Raw genomic sequence first — 15,846 nt, forward strand, 5'->3', positions numbered from 1 at the left:
GCGCCATGTCAGAGATGACCCCGCGAGAAATCGCCCAGGAACTGGACAAACACATCATCGGCCAGGATGCCGCCAAGCGCGCCGTGGCTATCGCCTTGCGCAATCGCTGGCGGCGGATGCGGGTGAGTCCAGAACTGCGTAACGAGATTACCCCCAAGAATATCCTGATGATCGGCCCAACCGGAGTGGGCAAAACCGAAATTGCCCGCCGTTTGGCCAAGCTGGCTAATGCCCCTTTCATCAAAGTCGAGGCGACCAAGTTTACCGAGGTCGGCTACGTCGGTCGCGACGTAGAATCCATTATCCGCGACCTGATGGACGGAGCGGTGAAGATGGTGCGGGAAGAAGAGATGCACAAAGTCTGTCACCGTGCCGAAGAAGCGGCTCAGGAACGAGTGCTGGATACACTGCTGCCGCGTCCGCGCAGCGTCGGCTTCGCCAATGAACCGCAAGCGCCGGATCATTCGGTGACCCGGCAGAAGATGCGCGAGCGCCTGCTCAAGAGTGATCTGGACGACCGGGAGATTGAAGTCGAAGTTTCGGCGCGGACGGTCGGGGTGGAAATCATGGCACCGCCCGGCATGGAAGAAATGACCAATCAGTTACAGAGCCTGTTCCAGAATCTCAACAGCGGCCGCACTCGCACCCGCAAGCTCAAGGTCAAGGATGCCCTCAAGCTGTTGCAGGAAGAAGAAGCCGCCAAAATGGTTAATGAGGAAGAACTCAAACTTCAGGCGCTGGAGTCGGTCGAGCAGAACGGCATTGTCTTCATTGACGAAATTGACAAGGTGGCTAAGCGCGGCGAGTACGGTGGCCCGGATGTCTCCCGCGAGGGAGTGCAGCGCGATCTGCTGCCGCTGGTAGAAGGCTGCACCGTCTCGACTAAATACGGTATGGTGCGCACCGACCATATTTTATTCATCGCTTCCGGCGCGTTTCATCTGGCCAAACCCTCTGATCTGATTCCCGAGCTGCAAGGCCGCTTACCGATCCGGGTGGAACTCAGCGCGTTGAGTACTGAAGATTTCGTGCGGATACTGACCGAGCCGGATGCGTCGCTGACCGAACAGTATGCGGCACTGCTGGAAACTGAAGAGGTCAAGCTGGATTTTGCAGCGGATGGGGTTCGGCGTATTGCTGAGGTGGCTTGTCAGGTCAACGAACGCACCGAAAATATCGGCGCCCGCCGCTTGCATACGGTGATGGAACGGCTGTTGGAAACCTTGTCCTTTGAGGCGCCTGATCGTGCCCACGAGGCGTTGACTGTGGATTGCGCCTATGTGGATGCCCATTTGGGCGAGTTGATCAAGGATGAAGATCTGACCCGCTATATTCTGTGAGACTCCGCCATGCGCACCTATCCCACTGAAATCAAGCTGCATCAAGCCTCCCGGATTCTGGAAGTCGCCTTTGGCGATGACGCCCGCTTCCAGTTACCCTGCGAGTACCTGCGGGTGTTCTCGCCCTCCGCCGAGGTGCGGGGTCACGGTCCTGGCCCTGGGGTGTTGGTCACCGGCAAGGAAACGGTGAATATCACCGCCATCGAGCCGATAGGGAACTACGCAGTCAAGCTGGTATTTGACGATGGACATTCAACCGGCCTGTATTCCTGGGATGTCCTGCATGATCTGAGCGTGAATCAGGACACTCACTGGCAGGATTATCTGCGGCGGCTGGCCGAAGTCGGCTACCAGCGCCACGTTTGAATCGCCTCCGTCCAAGGAATGCCGCGAGCATGGAACCCTCCGAAACAACCCATTTTGGCTATCAGAAAGTGGCCGCTGGCGAAAAATCCCGCAAGGTGGCCGGGGTCTTTGATTCCGTCGCCAGCCAATATGATCTGATGAATGATCTGATGTCGCTGGGCGCTCACCGGCTATGGAAGCGCTTTGCTATCAGTGTCAGCGGAGTGCGAGCCGGAGATTGGGTGCTGGATCTGGCCGGTGGCACCGGCGATCTGAGCAGTCGGTTGCTGCCGCTGGTCGGGTCAAAAGGACAGGTGGTGCTGTCCGATATTAACGCCAGCATGTTGAGCGAAGGTCGGCGGCGGCTGATTGACGAGGGTGCAGTCGGCAATATCACCTATGCCCAGATTGACGCCGAGCAATTACCTTTTTCCGACAATACCTTTGACTGCATCACCATCGGCTTTGGTCTGCGCAATGTCACCGACCAGGATCAGGCACTGGTATCCATGTATCGGGCGCTTAAACCGGGTGGACGAGCGGTGATTCTGGAATTTTCCCATCCGGTGGCGCCGGGGTTGAAACCGGTCTATGACCTGTACTCGTTCGCGGTGCTGCCGATTCTGGGCAAGCTGGTGGCTAATGATGCCGCCAGCTACCGCTATCTGGCCGAATCCATTCGCGTACACCCGAATCAGGATACCCTGCTTAAAATGATGGAAACCGCCGGCTTCGAACGCTGCCAGTATTTCAACCTGACGGGTGGCGTCGTTGCGGTGCATCGCGGCTACAAATTCTGATTCTGATAGCGCTCCCTTTTTCGCTAGGAGAGGACTGGGGTGAGGGTTGTTAATCTTGAGGACTTCCGTGTGACGCCCGATCTTATCGCTGCTGGCTTGGAAACTGCCTTCAACGCAATGTTGCGGCTCGATCCCGAAACCCAGTCCCGGTTGGCGGCGCTGGAAGGTTGCGTAATTGCCATCGAACCCGAAGGACTGGGGCTGACTTTTTATCTGTTGCCCGGTGTCAGTAGCATCCGGGTCATGGATCACTATGAAGGTGAACCGACCGTCTCCATTCGAGGTACGCCTCTAGCGTTGGCTCGGCAATGGCGCGGCCAGCGTTCGACCAATAGTGGGATCACGGTCGAGGGTGATACTGCCGTTGGTTCGGAATTTCAGGTGGCGCTGGCGCAGTTGGACATTGACTGGGAAGAACTGCTTTCCAGGGTAGTCGGCGATGCCGCCGCTCACCAAATCGGCCAGTTCTGGCGGGGTTTCCGCGACTGGAGCCGATGTACCGGTGATCTGCTGCTGCGTGACGGCACTGAATATCTCCAGCAAGAACGACAGGTGTTGCCGCCGCGCCATGCGATTGAAAGGTTCCTGAGCGCGGTGGATATTCTGCGTGAGGATGCCGACCGGCTGGCGGTACGGATCGAACGCCTGCGTCGGCAATTATCGTCCGCCGATCCCGTCTAAATTCCGCTCTCCGCCGAGACCTTCAAACGGCATGTTCGGTCCTGCTCAACTGCTTCGCCTGTTGCATATCAACCGGGTACTGGTTCGTCATGGTCTGGATGACATCGTGCTGGCGACCCATCTGTTCCGTCCCGTGGGTTTCTTACGCCATCTGTTCCCATGGAACTGGGTACCCCGTCAGCAGTTGAATCTGCCGCGCGGCGCCCGTATCCGGCTGACTTTGGAGGATCTAGGGCCGATCTTCGTCAAATTTGGTCAAATGTTATCCACCCGTCGCGATCTGCTGCCGGATGATATCGCCCTGGAACTGGCTCGGTTACAGGATCGGGTGCCGTCATTTTCCGGCGAACAGGTGCGGATTATCATTGAGAAAGCCTATGGTCAGCCGCTGGAAACCATCTTCGACGATTTCGACTTTGAGCCGCTGGCATCGGCTTCCATCGCTCAGGTGCATATTGCCCGCTTGCGCAATGGCCGCGAAGTCGCAGTGAAAGTGGTGCGTCCCGCTATCGAAAAGACCATCCGCCGCGATGTGGAACTGCTGTATATCATTGCCCACTTAGCGCAACGCTACTGGAAGGAAGGACGCCGGCTGCGCCCGCTTGAGGTGGTGGCCGAGTATGAAAAGACCATTTTTGACGAACTGGATCTGATCCGTGAGGCTGCCAACGCCAGTCAATTGCGGCGCAACTTTCGCGATTCACCCATGCTGTATGTCCCCGAAGTGTTTTGGCCGGAAACTCGCCGCAATGTGCTGGTAATGGAACGGATTTACGGCATTCCAGCGGGCGACATTGCTGAATTGCGCCGACGCAAAGTGAATATGAAAAAGTTGTCGGAGCGGGGTGTGGAAATTTTCTTCACGCAGGTGTTCCGCGACAGCTTTTTCCACGCCGATATGCACCCCGGTAATATCTTCGTTAATGCTGACAATCCCGATGATCCCCGTTACATCGCAGTGGATTTTGGCATCATCGGCACTCTAAGTCCGACCGATCAGCATTATCTGGCCGAAAACTTCCTGGCCTTTTTTCACCGCGACTACCGGCGGGTGGCGGAGCTGCATATCGAATCGGGCTGGGTGCCACCGGAAACCCGGGTAGACGAATTTGAATCGGCTATCCGCACCGTATCGGAGCCGATTTTCGACCGTCCGCTCAAGGACATTTCCTTCGGTGGGTTTCTGCTGGCGTTATTCCAGACTGCACGGCGCTTCAATATGGAGGTGCAGCCGCAATTGGTGCTGCTGCAAAAAACTCTGCTCAATATCGAGGGATTGGGGCGACAGCTCGATCCTGAACTGGATTTGTGGAAAACGGCCAAGCCCTTTCTGGAAAACTGGATGCGTGATCGGGTGGGACCACGGGCGTTTATTAACCGGATTAAGCACTTTATCCCGCGCTGGATCGATCAGACGCCAGATTTGCCTAATCTGGTGCATAGCCTGTTGCGACAGGCGAATAGCGGCGGGCTGACGGTGCAGTTGCACAAACAGGAAATGGAACAACTGCGGCGGGATTTGCGGCGGGCTAACCGGCGCAATTTTCATGCGGCGGTCGGCGCGGCGCTGATCATTAGCGCGGCGCTGATTCTGGGTCTGGATGCGTTACACCCGGCAACTTTTGAACAGACGCCGCTGCTCACCTGGCTGTTGGGCGGAATCGGCGTCGGTCTGCTGCTCAGCGTCTGGCCAACCGATGCCTAGAAAATATCGCTGTTGAAGCCGGAAAATAGGTAGCTATTAAGCGGTAGTTCGCTTTCACGGTGTTGTCATCTGCACTCGTTAGCTTCCCACCTGGCGCCCAGGCCGGTTTGAGTGTGGCAAAAATGGCAGAATTCAGTTGGTAAGGCAGCGACGCCGGAACCGGTTGCGGAGCCTTTCGCTCGGCAATCACTTGAATGCACGACAAAACACGGGAGGTGGCAGGTGCGGCGTTGGCTTGGACCTTTGCTTGGTATCTTGTTGCTGGGCGGCGTTGGGATTGGACTCTATTTCTCGGCTCATGAACAACAACTGCTGACTCAGCAGGTCACGGTGCGCGGGGTGATCGGCTCGGAAAAGGAGGATTTCTTCCGCGATCCACGGGTGATCGAGGCGCTGCGAGCGCGTCGCCTGATCGTGAATGTGGAAAAAGCCGGTTCCCGCCAGATTGCGACGCTGCCCAACCTCACAAGCTATGATTTTGCCTTTCCGGCGGGATTGCCAGCGGCGGAGAAAATCGGTCGCCAGCGGCGGGCGCTGGCCAGTTATACCCCATTCTTTACTCCAATGGTGATTGCGTCCTGGCAGTTGATTGCCAAAGTGCTGGTGGCGAACAACCTTGCCCGGCAAGCAGAGGGTCACTACTTCCTTGACATGAAAAAACTGATCGAACTGATGAACGCCGGCAAGCGCTGGCGCGATCTGGCTAATAATCCCGATTATGCCGTGGGCAAGAACATCCTGATCTCCTCGACCGACGCCCGCAAGTCCAACTCCGCTGCGATGTATCTGGCGCTGTTCAGCTTCGTGGCGAATGGCGATGAGGTAGTGCAGGACGAGAGCCAGATTTGCAAAATCTACCCGGCCTTTCGTGATGTTTTTCTGCGTCAGGGCTTCACCGAATACTCTTCCGAGGCCCCGTTCGAGGACTATCTGGTGATGGGTGTCGGCAAGTCCCCACTGGTGATGATCTACGAATCGCAGTTTCTTCAGCAGGCGGCGCATAACGGGCTGCGGCCAGAGATGGTGTTGCTGTACCCGGAACCCACCGTCTATACCAAGCATGTGCTGGTCGCTTTCACCGAAGCGGGCAAGCAGTTGGGCGAGGCGCTGGAGAGCGATCCGGCCTTGCGGCGGCTGGCGGTCGAATACGGTTTTCGCACCACCGACGTGGCCTATTTCCGCGAGTTCACCGGCAAGTATAAGGCAGCGGTTGCCGATGCCCTGGTCAATGTGGCCGAACCGCCCAGCTACGACATTATTGAAGCGATGATCGGCTCCATCGAAGCGGCGCTGGATCGCAGCCGCCCTGACCCCTTCGGCCACTGCGGCCACCCTAAACCCTGAATTTTCCGGCGTATGGCCGCCCGATCTACGCCGTCAATGCCCCGTTTCCACCACAGAATGTCTACGGAGCGTATCTGATGTCCGCTATCGAATTGACCCCGCCGGAACAGACCGTGATTGAACCACTGACCCCGCCCGCCCCGGTGGCGGCGGTCGCGCCCGATAAGGCGCACAGCATGGTCAAGCTGGAACCGGGGACGCTCACCAGCCTCAATGCCAAGGTGCAGGAATTTGTGTCCGCAGTGCTGACCCTGCATCCGCAGAGCGATGAGTTCAAGAACAAGGTCGCCAACATTCACAATCTGGGCAGCGCCGAAATTCGCTCCGCCGCCAGTGTTTCCAACCGGATGTTACAGCGGCCGACCCAAGCACTGAGCAGTGGCCTATTTGATGACGGCGCACCCATCGCCCGCACCCTCACCGATTTGCGCAAGACGGTGGAAGACCTCGATCCGGGTCGTCAGGGCGATCTGTTCGCGCCTAAAAAGCTGTTCGGCATCATCCCGTTTGGCAATCGGCTGCGTGATTATTTTCTGCAATACCAGTCGGCGCAGAGCCACATCAACGCCATCCTGCAAGCGCTGTATAACGGTCAGGATGAATTGCGCAAGGACAACGCTGCCATTGAGCAGGAGAAAGCCAATCTCTGGGCGATGATGCAGAAGCTGGAACAGTACGTTTATGTGGGTAAACAGCTTGATACCGAACTGGAAGGCCGCATCGGCCAGATCGAGGCTGAAAGTCAGGAGAAGGCGCGAATCATCAAGGAGGAAATGTTGTTCTATCTGCGGCAGAAGGTGCAGGACTTGCTGACCCAGTTGGCGGTCAGTATCCAGGGCTATCTGGCGCTGGACATGATCCGCAAAAATAATCTGGAACTGATCAAGGGCGTAGACCGAGCGACTACTACCACAGTTTCTGCCCTGCGCACCGCAGTCATCGTCGCTCAGGCGTTGGCGAATCAAAAGTTGGTGCTCGACCAGATCAACGCGCTCAATACCACTACCGGCAACCTGATCGAGTCCACTTCGGCCATGCTCAAGCAGCAGTCCGGGCAAATCCAGCAGCAGGCCGTGAGCGCCACCATCAGCCTCGACAAGCTCAAGACCGCGTTTTCCAACATCTATCAGACGATGGACATGATGGCCGACTACAAAATCAAGGCGCTGGACAACATGCGCCAGACGGTGGAGGTTCTCTCCACCGAAGTGGACAAGGCCAAGAAATACGTCACGCAGGCGCGGGAGGCGGAAACGATTATGGTCTCGTCCACTTCCGCCACCACTGACCTCGTGCTTTGACGTGCTGGTGATCGAGACTATGGCCGGGGTGAAAGGGGGAAATATGGCAGCGGTGCGGAAAACAGGTTTCGGTGGGTGGGCATTGGCGCTGTGTCTGCTGCTGGTGTTGAGCGCCGGATGCAACCGCGAGCCGGAGACTACGCTCAAGGTGCTGGCCGGTTCCGAATTGCAGGATATGGAACCGGTGCTGCGCGATATGGAAGCGGCAACCGGCGTCCGGCTACAAATGGATTACGCCGGTTCGCTGGATGGGGCCGAGCGGCTGGCAGGCGGCGAGAAAGCGGATCTGGCCTGGTTTTCCCACGGCAAGTATCTCAGTCTGCTGGCCGGCTCGCGGGTCGCCGCCCAAGAGAAAATCATGTTGTCGCCGGTGGTGCTGGGGGTAAGGGAAAGTCAGGCGCGGATCTGGGGTTGGACTGACAATTCCAACCTGACCTGGCGCGACATCGCTGCCAAGGTCACCAGCGGTGAACTGCGTTACGCCATGACCGATCCCACATCCTCCAATACTGGCCTCACCGCGCTGATCGGGCTGGCGGCGGCTTTTTCCGGCAGCGGCGAAACCTTGAAACCGGAAACCATTGACAGCGCGGCGCTCAAGTCATTTTTCGCCGGGCAGGCGTTGACTGCGGGCAGTTCCGGCTGGCTGGCCGAGCGTTACCTTTCGGAGCAGGACCGGCTGAACGGCATGATCAACTACGAATCGGTGTTGCTGGGGCTGAACGCGGGCGGTCAGTTGCGGGAAAAGCTGGTTCTGGTTTATCCCAAGGAGGGCATCGTCACCGCTGATTATCCGTTGATGCTGCTGAATCCCGCTCAGCGCGAAGCCTATCGGAAAGTGGTGGATTACCTGCGCACGCCTGATACGCAGCGCAAAATCATGGATTTGACCCTGCGTCGCCCGGCGATAGCGGCAGTCAAGCCGGATGCGCGCTTTTCTGATCGCCTGCTGGTGGAATTGCCGTTCCCCAACAGTCTGGAAGTGATTGATCGGCTGCTGTTTGCTTACCTCGACGAGCAGCGCCGCCCCGGTCATGCCCTGTTTGTGCTGGACACCAGCGGTTCGATGAGCGGCGAACGCATCCAGCAGCTCAAGACCGCCTTGGTGAATCTGGCCGGCGCTGACCGGAGTTTGAGCGGGCGCTTTGCCCGGTTCCGCAGCCGGGAGCGGATTACTTTCATCCCCTTTAGCAGCGACGTGCAGCCTGCTCAGAATTTCCAGGTGGGCGATACCGCCGCCGAGGGCAACGATATGCGGGCGATCAGGCAAGCGGCGCTGACGCTTCAGCCAAGAGGTGGAACTGCGATTTTCTCGGCGTTGCAGCGAGCCTATGAAATCGCCGGGGAGGCGCAACGCAACGATCTAAGCCGCTATTACTCCATTGTGCTGATGACCGACGGCGAGAGTAATGAAGGGCTGTCGGAAGCCGAGTTCATGTCCACCTATCGCAAGCTGCCGGAAGCGGTCCGGCAGGTCCGGGTTTTCCCGGTGCTGTTCGGCGAAGGCGATGTGAAAGTCATGAAACGATTGGCGGAAGCGACCGGAGGGCGGGTGTTTGATGGCCGTTCCGGCTCATTGAGCCAGGTGTTCAAGGTCATTCGTGGCTACCAGTGAGCGCGGAACGCCTGAATCATGAAACGTCTGCTGCTGCTGTTTTTATATGGGACACCCAATATCGTTGGCTGCCTGCTGGGCTTGGGCGGATTGAGCTTGTACTTCGCCGGATTGATTCACAATTATTGGCTGCTGATTGTGGCCGGGCTTTATCTGGGCGGTTGGCTGGCGACGCCGCGCCCCGTGGGTCAGCAACTGGCTTTGAGCCACGAACTGGATAACGCGGCGTTGGCGGCCAGTTTGAACGAACTGATCGCTTCCATTCGGCGTCGGGTAGCAGCGGACATTCTGGCCAAGGTCGAAGCGATTGCCGCGACCATCCTGGAGGTGTTGCCGCGTTTGGGCGAATTCGACGGCGGTAGCCACAATACCCATGTTATCCGGCAGACCGTGCTGGACTATTTGCCCGCTGCCTTGCAGAGCTATTTGGCCTTGCCGCCGGCCTTTGCCCGACTGCACCCGCTGCGCGATGGTAAGAACGCCCATCAGATTTTGCTGGAACAACTCGAATTGCTCGATGGCAAGATGCGGGAAATCGCCGCCGACATCCACCATCGCGACAGTGAACAACTCCTGGTTCACGGACGCTTTCTGGAAGATAAGTTCCGCGATGGCGGGGTGTGGTTGGCTGGCAGATAAAACGAGGCTGGGCGCTGCGGAAGAATCAAGATCGTTGCAACGCTTTTTCAACGGTATCGCGTTGTTCGTGCCCGCACAGAATTTCAATCAGACTCAGAGTGAAATCGATGGCGGTGCCGGGGCCGCGTGAAGTAATAAAGGTGCCATCGCGCACCACCGCAGCACTGCTCAATCGAATCTCCGGCTGGTCGTCGAGAATGCCCGGATAAGCCGTCGCTTCGCGATCTTTCAATAGCCCGGCGCTGACCAGCACTCGCGGCGCAGCGCAAATAGCAGCAACAAAACGGCCCTGTTCCGCCATCCGGCGCAGCAACGCCGCAATCCGCCGGTCAGCTTCCAGCCGTTGCGCGCCGCCCAAGCCGCCCGGCAGTACCACCATATCGAAGTCCTGATCCAGAATGTCGTTCAACGTGGTTTCGGGCAGCAGTACCACCCCCCGCGAAGCGGTCACGGGACCGGCTTCCAGCCCCGCCACCGTTACGCTTACGCCCGCCCGACGCAGCAAATCAATAACGGTAACAGCTTCCAGTTCCTCGCAGCCGTGAGCGAGGGGAACAAGCACAGTAGACATGGGGAATGGCTCCTCTGAGCGAATGCAGGTGACGAGCTGACGGTTAGCCGCTCTTACGGTTTTGCAACAGGATCATGCCCTTGAGCAGATTCAGGGCTTCGGAGAGTTGATAATCGCTTTGCGCCAGATCACCGTCGGTTTTTGGCGTGGCGGCGCTGTCAGCCGGGGCGTTTTCAACTTTATCGCTGCGGTCGTTGCGCAGGTGGCCGGTCAAGTCGGCTTCCTTGGTGAAATCCGAGTCCGCGTTGTTGTCGCCCACCGTGATCTTGAGCGGCTTAACCTTAATGTCGGGTTCGATGCCTTCGGCCTGAATGGAGCGGCCATTTGGAGTGTAATAGCGAGCGGTGGTCAATTTGACTGCAGTACCGTTGCCCAGCGGCAGGATGGTTTGCACTGAGCCTTTGCCAAAGGTTCGCTCACCCAGGATGAGGGCGCGGCGGTGGTCTTGCAGTGCGCCGGCAACAATTTCTGAAGCTGATGCCGAACCGCCATTAACCAACACCACCAGCGGAGCACCTTTCAACAGGTCTTCGGGCGTAGCCTTGAAACTCTGGTCGGAATCACTGCCACGGCCTTTGGTTTGGACGATAACGCCGCTTTCGAGAAATTCGTCGGCGACTTCTACCGCGCCATTCAGTATGCCCCCCGGATTGTTGCGTAAATCCAGCACCATGCCCCGCAGTGGGCCTTTGTTCTGCTGTTCGAGTTCCTGAAACGCCTGCCGCAGATTTTGGGCAGTCTTGGATTGGAATTGAGTGATGCGCACATAAGCGAAGCCTGGATCGAGCAGACGGTTCTTGACACTCTTGACTTGGATGATTTCGCGGATCAGCTTAAATTTGAGCGGTTTTCGCACCCCTTCCCGCACGATAGTCAGAGTGATCGGTGTGTTGGGCTTACCGCGCATTCGCTGAATTGCATCCGCCAGCGACATTCCTTTAACCGAGGTGTCGTCCAACCGGATGATGAGATCGCCGGAGCGAATCCCGGCCCGCTGCGCCGGTGTATCGTCAATCGGGGCGATGACCTTGAGGAAGCCCTCTTCCTGGCTCACCTCAATACCGAGTCCGCCAAACTCGCCGGAAGTGCCGATCTGCAAATCCTGGAACGCCTCGGCGTCCAGATAAGCCGAATGCGGGTCGAGGTTGCTCAACATCCCGCGAATTGCATTTTCCAGCAGGTCCTTGTCTTTGACCGGCTCCACATAATCCTGTTTGACGGCGTCAAGTACACCGGTGAAGGTACGTAACTCATCCAGCGGTAGCCGGTTTTCCGGCAGCACTTCCTTTTCGGCCCAAACCGCATGAACCGCCGTCAGCGAAACCCCCGCCATAAAACTCAATGCCAGCGCCAGACCGTGTCGGGTTACAGCACTCATCGTCACTCCAGAAACCATTTTTTGGTTGCAGCCAAGGATAACCAGGAATAGTTAGCCAATTCCTGACATGAGACAACAAGCGATTCTCGAAAATTGCGGGGCGGGAGGGGAAATCGTTACGAAAACAGGCAGATTTAACGGATTCCCGCACGCCGGTTCTTTCAACCAGCGCCGGGTTATCGCAACTGCGGGGATCGGGGTTGCGTCGCTTACTTGGCTTTGCCTTGATTGGCAACAGCGTCCATCAGCTTCTTGAGTTCTTCGGGGTCAGCGAGGTAGTAGTGCTTGATGGGGCGCAGGTTGGCGTCCAGTTCATAGACCAGTGGGACGGCCGTCGGGATGTTCAGCGCAATGATATCCTCGTCGGACATGTTGTCGAGATACTTGACCAAGGCGCGCAGGCTATTGCCATGCGCGGCGATGACAACCCGCTTGCCGGCGCGGATTGCCGGAACGATATTGTCATGCCAGAACGGCAGTGCCCGATCAATGGTGGTCTTGAGGCTTTCAGTGCCTGGCAATACGCACGGGTCAAGACTGGCGTAGCGCGGGTCATGGACCGGATGACGCGGGTCACTCGGTTCAAGCGCCGGTGGCGGAACATCAAAACTGCGCCGCCAGATTTTGACTTGTTCCTCGCCGTGTTTGGCCGCAGTTTCGGATTTGTTCAGGCCGGCCAAGGCGCCGTAATGGCGTTCGTTCAGCCGCCAGCTCCGATGAACCGGAATCCAGGCCAGATCCATCTCATCCAGCACCGTCCACAGCGTGTGGATGGCGCGCTTGAGTACTGACGTGAAGGCCACATCGAAGACATAACCCTCTTTCTTGAGCGCTTGACCTCCTTTTTTGGCTTCCTCGCGGCCCTTGTCGGACAGGTCTACGTCCACCCAGCCGGTGAAGCGGTTTTCCATGTTCCACTGGCTTTCACCATGGCGGATGAGTACGATTTTGTACATAAAAAATGCCTCCTCTAATTTCAGTTGTAGTGGTTGTCACGATGTGAGGTCGGTCTCGGTACCGACGGCATAGGGGTAAATTCTAGCATCGTATGGAAATTTTGCGGCCTGATCATACGCCCGGTCCGCCGGTTTCGCCAGCCGCGCCCGGTGTTCCAACCTGGTGGAGAGTGTACGCAGTTTCTCAATATCGCTATATTCAGTTATGCTGATTGATGAAATTTTTAGGCAAGGCTTGGTTGGAACATGGTACGTAATGAATACGCCATCGAGGCGCGAAAGAGTGCCAATACAGGGATGCCCCTGGATTTTCTGTTGACCCGCGATGACGATATCGAGCGAGCCTCGCGCTCGCTCAAGGCGATGTCGCATCCGTTGCGGCTCAAAATCCTCTGTACGCTGGGCGACCGGGAAGTCAGCGTTCAAGACATCGTTAGCCACGTCGGCACCTCCCAGAGCAACATCTCCCAGCATCTGGCGATTCTGCGCGACAAGGGAATTCTGACCTGCCGCAAGGATGCCAATCGTGTCTATTATCGGGTGGGCGATCCCGGCACCCTGCGCCTGCTCGGGATGATGCGGGAAATATTCTGTGCGCGAGATTGAGTTCGATCCCGCCTCCTAACTTTGCGAGATCTATCGATGAATAGTGAGCGGATTATCCGGATCATGGCTGGATCTTTCATTCTGTTGTCGCTGCTGCTGGGCGCGCCGGCCAGCCCGCTCTATCACAGCAGCTACTGGCTGTGGTTCACGGCTTTCGTCGGTTTCAACCTGTTCCAGAGCGGCTTCACCCGCTTTTGTCCGGCGGAGATGATGTTGTGGAAGCTGGGCGTCAACAAGGCCAGCCCTGAGACTATGCCAAAGGAACTCTGAGATGAGAGATTTTATCGAATTCGCCCTGCACAATTGGCTGTTATTTGTGGCAATGTTCGCTATCGCTGGTATGTTGGTCGGCAGTGAAGTCCTGCGCAAGGTGCGTGGGGTGAGCGCCCTTGACGCCGCTGGCGTCTTGCGGCTGCTCAACGATCAGGATGCGGTGATCGTGGATGTTGGCAATGTGGGTGAATACAAGGACGGCCATATCGCGCAGGCGCGGCATATTCCATTGAATGCGTTGCAGGAGCGGTTGGGTGAGTTGGCCAAGATCAAGGACAAGCCGATAGTTCTCTACTGCCGTACTGGCGCCACTTCGCAGTCGGCTTGCACCCTGCTCAAGAAAAACGGGTTTACCAATGTTCATAGCTTGAATGGGGGGTTACCGACTTGGTTGGATGCCAAGTTGCCGATCAGTCGCAAGAAATCCTGACCCCGCCTCGGAGTTCCGCGATGCCCGATATTGTCATGTATGCTTCAGAGTCCTGCCCCTACTGTCGGCGGGCGCGGGCGCTGCTGGACCGCAAGGGCGCTGCTTACACGGTGCTGGATGTGAACCGCGATCCGCGCCTGTGGCCGGAAATGTCTGGGCGCACCGGCCGCGACACCGTGCCGCAAATCTTCATCGGCGATCAGCACATTGGTGGTTGCGACGATCTATTCGCCCTGGATCAGCGCGGTGGATTGGAACCGTTGCTGAAAAACCCGTAAATCCGCTGCGGATCAATATTTCCCGCAGAGCTATCCGTTTTAATCAACCCCATCATTCACTGAACAAGGTATTGGCATGAGCGAGCAACCGCAGGTTCCCCAGCATTTTGAAATCCAGAAGGTGTATCTCAAGGATGTCTCGCTGGAGACGCCAAATTCCCCGATGATTTTTACCGAGCAATGGCAGCCGCAGACCGAAGTACGGCTGGAAACGGGTGCTACACCGCTGACCGAGGACTTGTTTGAAGTCGTGTTGACGGTGACGGTGACCAGCAAGATCGGCGAACGCACCGCTTACTTGGCTGAAGTTCAGCAAGGAGGATTGTTTACCCTGCGAGGCTTTCCCGAACCACAGATGGGTCACATGCTGCACGCCTTTTGCCCAAACCTGCTGTTCCCGTTCGCCCGTGAAGAGCTGGCGTCCCTGATTGGTAAGGGGGGGTTTCCGGCGGTACTGCTCAATCCGATTAACTTCGACGGCATCTACATGCAGCGGTTGCAGCAGCAAGAGGCGGAGGCGGCTCCGGTGACGGCGCACTAAGGGATGATTAGCGTCGCGACAGTCGCGGTACTCGGCCCGGGTTCCTGGGGTACCGCGCTGGCATTATTACTGGTGCGTAACGGCCACACGGTTCGCTTGTGGGGTCACGATCCTGCTGAAATTGTGCCACTGCGCCGGGAGCGGGAGAACCGCCGCTATTTGCCCGGTATCCCCTTTCCACCGGCCCTGATGGTCAGCGCCGATCTGGCAGAAATTCTGGCAGGGGTTGAATTGGCGCTGATGGTCGTTCCCAGCCACGCCTACGCGGCGACACTGGCTCGGCTGCGGCCTCATTTGCCAGCGGATGCCGGTTTTGCTTGGGCCACCAAAGGTCTGGAACCGGGTGGCGGGCGGTTTCTGCACCAGGTCACGGCGGACATCCTCGGCGAGAGATGGCCTGCGGCGATTATTTCCGGCCCCAGTTTCGCCCGGGAAGTCGCTCTTGGCTTGCCGACCGCTGTTACCGTCGCCTCCCAGGACACTGATCATGCGCATCGGGTAGCGGCGCTGCTGCACGGTTCCAACCTGCGCGCTTACACCAGCGCCGATGTGATCGGCGTTGAGTTGGGGGGGGCCGTCAAGAATGTGCTGGCGATAGCCGCCGGTATCGCCGACGGTTTGGGCTTTGGCGCTAACGCCCGGGCGGCGTTGATCACCCGTGGACTGGCGGAAATGGTGCGGCTGGGACTGGCGGTGGGGGGGCAGCGCGAAACTTTCATGGGGCTGGCCGGCATTGGGGATCTGGTGTTGACCTGCACCGATGACCAGTCGCGCAACCGCCGGTTTGGTTTAGCGATAGGCCGGGGCGAAACCGCCGAGACCGCCTTCGCCATGATTGCCCAAGTGGTTGAAGGGGCAGTAACGGCGCATGAGGTCATGCGGCTGGCGCTGCAACATCGGGTGGAAATGCCGATTACGGAGCAAGTCGATCAAGTACTCCATCACAGTCAGAATCCGCGTCGGGCAGTGGAAATGTTGCTGGCGCGTGATCCGAAACCGGAAGCAGTCTGAGCGCATGTAGCAACAGCGTTGTTCAACAGGAC

At 57.8% G+C, this 15,846-nt stretch carries 18 protein-coding genes; 15 read left to right on the forward strand and 3 right to left on the reverse strand.

The window, feature by feature from the left end:
* Positions 1-5: 5 nt before the first annotated feature.
* From hslU to BN874_RS19755, 9 genes are all read left to right on the forward strand, one after another.
* Entirely contained in the window at positions 6-1,340 is a 1,335-nt protein-coding gene (hslU, locus tag BN874_RS19715; protein WP_034436207.1) for an ATP-dependent protease ATPase subunit HslU, read from the forward strand.
* Positions 1,341-1,349: 9 nt separating this feature from the next.
* Positions 1,350-1,706, forward strand: a complete 357-nt coding sequence (locus BN874_RS19720) for a gamma-butyrobetaine hydroxylase family protein (protein ID WP_034436208.1) — start codon at positions 1,350-1,352, stop codon at positions 1,704-1,706.
* A 29-nt stretch (positions 1,707-1,735) separates the two neighbouring features.
* Positions 1,736-2,485 carry a bifunctional demethylmenaquinone methyltransferase/2-methoxy-6-polyprenyl-1,4-benzoquinol methylase UbiE gene (gene ubiE / locus BN874_RS19725; protein ID WP_034436210.1) on the forward strand — a complete coding sequence of 250 codons (750 nt, stop codon included), beginning with the start codon at positions 1,736-1,738 and terminating at the stop codon, positions 2,483-2,485.
* A gap of 39 nt (positions 2,486-2,524) precedes the next feature.
* Positions 2,525-3,166, forward strand: coding sequence for a ubiquinone biosynthesis accessory factor UbiJ (locus BN874_RS19730; RefSeq protein WP_195912239.1), 642 nt, complete (start codon positions 2,525-2,527; stop codon positions 3,164-3,166).
* A 31-nt stretch (positions 3,167-3,197) separates the two neighbouring features.
* Positions 3,198-4,871 (forward strand): ubiquinone biosynthesis regulatory protein kinase UbiB, encoded by a 1,674-nt coding sequence (gene ubiB / locus BN874_RS19735; RefSeq protein ID WP_034436213.1) that lies wholly within the window; start codon positions 3,198-3,200, stop codon positions 4,869-4,871.
* A 222-nt stretch (positions 4,872-5,093) separates the two neighbouring features.
* Entirely contained in the window at positions 5,094-6,215 is a 1,122-nt protein-coding gene (locus BN874_RS19740) for a hypothetical protein (RefSeq protein WP_051498114.1), read from the forward strand.
* A gap of 77 nt (positions 6,216-6,292) precedes the next feature.
* On the forward strand, positions 6,293-7,516 hold the full coding sequence (locus BN874_RS19745) for a toxic anion resistance protein (RefSeq protein WP_034436214.1): 1,224 nt from the start codon (positions 6,293-6,295) through the stop codon (positions 7,514-7,516).
* Between the two features lie 7 nt (positions 7,517-7,523).
* On the forward strand, positions 7,524-9,131 hold the full coding sequence (locus BN874_RS19750) for a VWA domain-containing protein (RefSeq protein ID WP_230314501.1): 1,608 nt from the start codon (positions 7,524-7,526) through the stop codon (positions 9,129-9,131).
* 18 nt (positions 9,132-9,149) lie between these two features.
* Positions 9,150-9,770: a hypothetical protein gene (locus tag BN874_RS19755; protein WP_034436217.1), complete on the forward strand. Its 621-nt coding sequence runs from the start codon at positions 9,150-9,152 to the stop codon at positions 9,768-9,770.
* A 25-nt stretch (positions 9,771-9,795) separates the two neighbouring features.
* Here the strand turns inward: BN874_RS19755 and BN874_RS19760 are convergent, their stop codons facing one another.
* The 3 genes from BN874_RS19760 to gpmA form a co-directional block, all read right to left on the reverse strand.
* A complete protein-coding gene (locus BN874_RS19760; protein ID WP_034436218.1) occupies positions 9,796-10,341 on the reverse strand; it encodes a DJ-1 family glyoxalase III in 546 nt (181 codons plus the stop codon).
* Between the two features lie 43 nt (positions 10,342-10,384).
* The gene (locus BN874_RS19765) at positions 10,385-11,719 is read right to left on the reverse strand and encodes a S41 family peptidase (RefSeq protein ID WP_034436220.1); all 1,335 of its coding nucleotides are present in this window, start codon (positions 11,717-11,719) and stop codon (positions 10,385-10,387) included.
* Positions 11,720-11,928: 209 nt separating this feature from the next.
* A complete protein-coding gene (gene gpmA, locus BN874_RS19770) occupies positions 11,929-12,675 on the reverse strand; it encodes a 2,3-diphosphoglycerate-dependent phosphoglycerate mutase (RefSeq protein WP_034436222.1) in 747 nt (248 codons plus the stop codon).
* A gap of 297 nt (positions 12,676-12,972) precedes the next feature.
* Here gpmA and BN874_RS19775 point away from each other — a divergent pair, with 297 nt between their 5' ends.
* The 6 genes from BN874_RS19775 to BN874_RS19800 all read left to right on the forward strand — a co-directional run bounded on the left by BN874_RS19775 (position 12,973) and on the right by BN874_RS19800 (position 15,814).
* Positions 12,973-13,281: an ArsR/SmtB family transcription factor gene (locus BN874_RS19775; protein WP_034436225.1), complete on the forward strand. Its 309-nt coding sequence runs from the start codon at positions 12,973-12,975 to the stop codon at positions 13,279-13,281.
* A 36-nt stretch (positions 13,282-13,317) separates the two neighbouring features.
* On the forward strand, positions 13,318-13,551 hold the full coding sequence (locus BN874_RS19780) for a YgaP family membrane protein (RefSeq protein WP_034436227.1): 234 nt from the start codon (positions 13,318-13,320) through the stop codon (positions 13,549-13,551).
* A 1-nt stretch (position 13,552) separates the two neighbouring features.
* Complete coding sequence (locus BN874_RS19785; protein ID WP_034436229.1) at positions 13,553-13,984, forward strand: rhodanese-like domain-containing protein; 432 nt, start codon at positions 13,553-13,555, stop codon at positions 13,982-13,984.
* 20 nt (positions 13,985-14,004) lie between these two features.
* A complete protein-coding gene (grxC, locus tag BN874_RS19790; protein ID WP_034436230.1) occupies positions 14,005-14,262 on the forward strand; it encodes a glutaredoxin 3 in 258 nt (85 codons plus the stop codon).
* Between the two features lie 76 nt (positions 14,263-14,338).
* Positions 14,339-14,803, forward strand: coding sequence for a protein-export chaperone SecB (gene secB, locus BN874_RS19795; RefSeq protein ID WP_034436232.1), 465 nt, complete (start codon positions 14,339-14,341; stop codon positions 14,801-14,803).
* A 3-nt stretch (positions 14,804-14,806) separates the two neighbouring features.
* Positions 14,807-15,814, forward strand: a complete 1,008-nt coding sequence (locus BN874_RS19800) for an NAD(P)H-dependent glycerol-3-phosphate dehydrogenase (RefSeq protein WP_034436235.1) — start codon at positions 14,807-14,809, stop codon at positions 15,812-15,814.
* Positions 15,815-15,846: the final 32 nt, after the last annotated feature.

Origin of the sequence: Candidatus Contendobacter odensis Run_B_J11 (assembly GCF_000531125.1) — a bacterium.
Classification (GTDB): domain Bacteria; phylum Pseudomonadota; class Gammaproteobacteria; order Competibacterales; family Competibacteraceae; genus Contendibacter; species Contendibacter odensensis.

Excerpts from the sequence above, each read along its gene's own strand:
- hslU (WP_034436207.1), top strand. The coding sequence starts at position 6 with ATGTCAGAGATGACCCCGCGAGAAATCGCCCAGGAACTGGACAAACAC.
- BN874_RS19720 (WP_034436208.1), top strand. The coding sequence starts at position 1,350 with ATGCGCACCTATCCCACTGAAATCAAGCTGCATCAAGCCTCCCGGATT.
- ubiE (WP_034436210.1), top strand. The coding sequence starts at position 1,736 with ATGGAACCCTCCGAAACAACCCATTTTGGCTATCAGAAAGTGGCCGCT.
- ubiB (WP_034436213.1), top strand. The coding sequence starts at position 3,198 with ATGTTCGGTCCTGCTCAACTGCTTCGCCTGTTGCATATCAACCGGGTA.
- BN874_RS19745 (WP_034436214.1), top strand. The coding sequence starts at position 6,293 with ATGTCCGCTATCGAATTGACCCCGCCGGAACAGACCGTGATTGAACCA.
- BN874_RS19755 (WP_034436217.1), top strand. The coding sequence starts at position 9,150 with ATGAAACGTCTGCTGCTGCTGTTTTTATATGGGACACCCAATATCGTT.
- BN874_RS19760 (WP_034436218.1), bottom strand. The coding sequence starts at position 10,341 with ATGTCTACTGTGCTTGTTCCCCTCGCTCACGGCTGCGAGGAACTGGAA.
- BN874_RS19765 (WP_034436220.1), bottom strand. The coding sequence starts at position 11,719 with ATGAGTGCTGTAACCCGACACGGTCTGGCGCTGGCATTGAGTTTTATG.
- gpmA (WP_034436222.1), bottom strand. The coding sequence starts at position 12,675 with ATGTACAAAATCGTACTCATCCGCCATGGTGAAAGCCAGTGGAACATG.
- BN874_RS19775 (WP_034436225.1), top strand. The coding sequence starts at position 12,973 with ATGCCCCTGGATTTTCTGTTGACCCGCGATGACGATATCGAGCGAGCC.
- BN874_RS19780 (WP_034436227.1), top strand. The coding sequence starts at position 13,318 with ATGAATAGTGAGCGGATTATCCGGATCATGGCTGGATCTTTCATTCTG.
- BN874_RS19785 (WP_034436229.1), top strand. The coding sequence starts at position 13,553 with ATGAGAGATTTTATCGAATTCGCCCTGCACAATTGGCTGTTATTTGTG.
- grxC (WP_034436230.1), top strand. The coding sequence starts at position 14,005 with ATGCCCGATATTGTCATGTATGCTTCAGAGTCCTGCCCCTACTGTCGG.
- secB (WP_034436232.1), top strand. The coding sequence starts at position 14,339 with ATGAGCGAGCAACCGCAGGTTCCCCAGCATTTTGAAATCCAGAAGGTG.
- BN874_RS19800 (WP_034436235.1), top strand. The coding sequence starts at position 14,807 with ATGATTAGCGTCGCGACAGTCGCGGTACTCGGCCCGGGTTCCTGGGGT.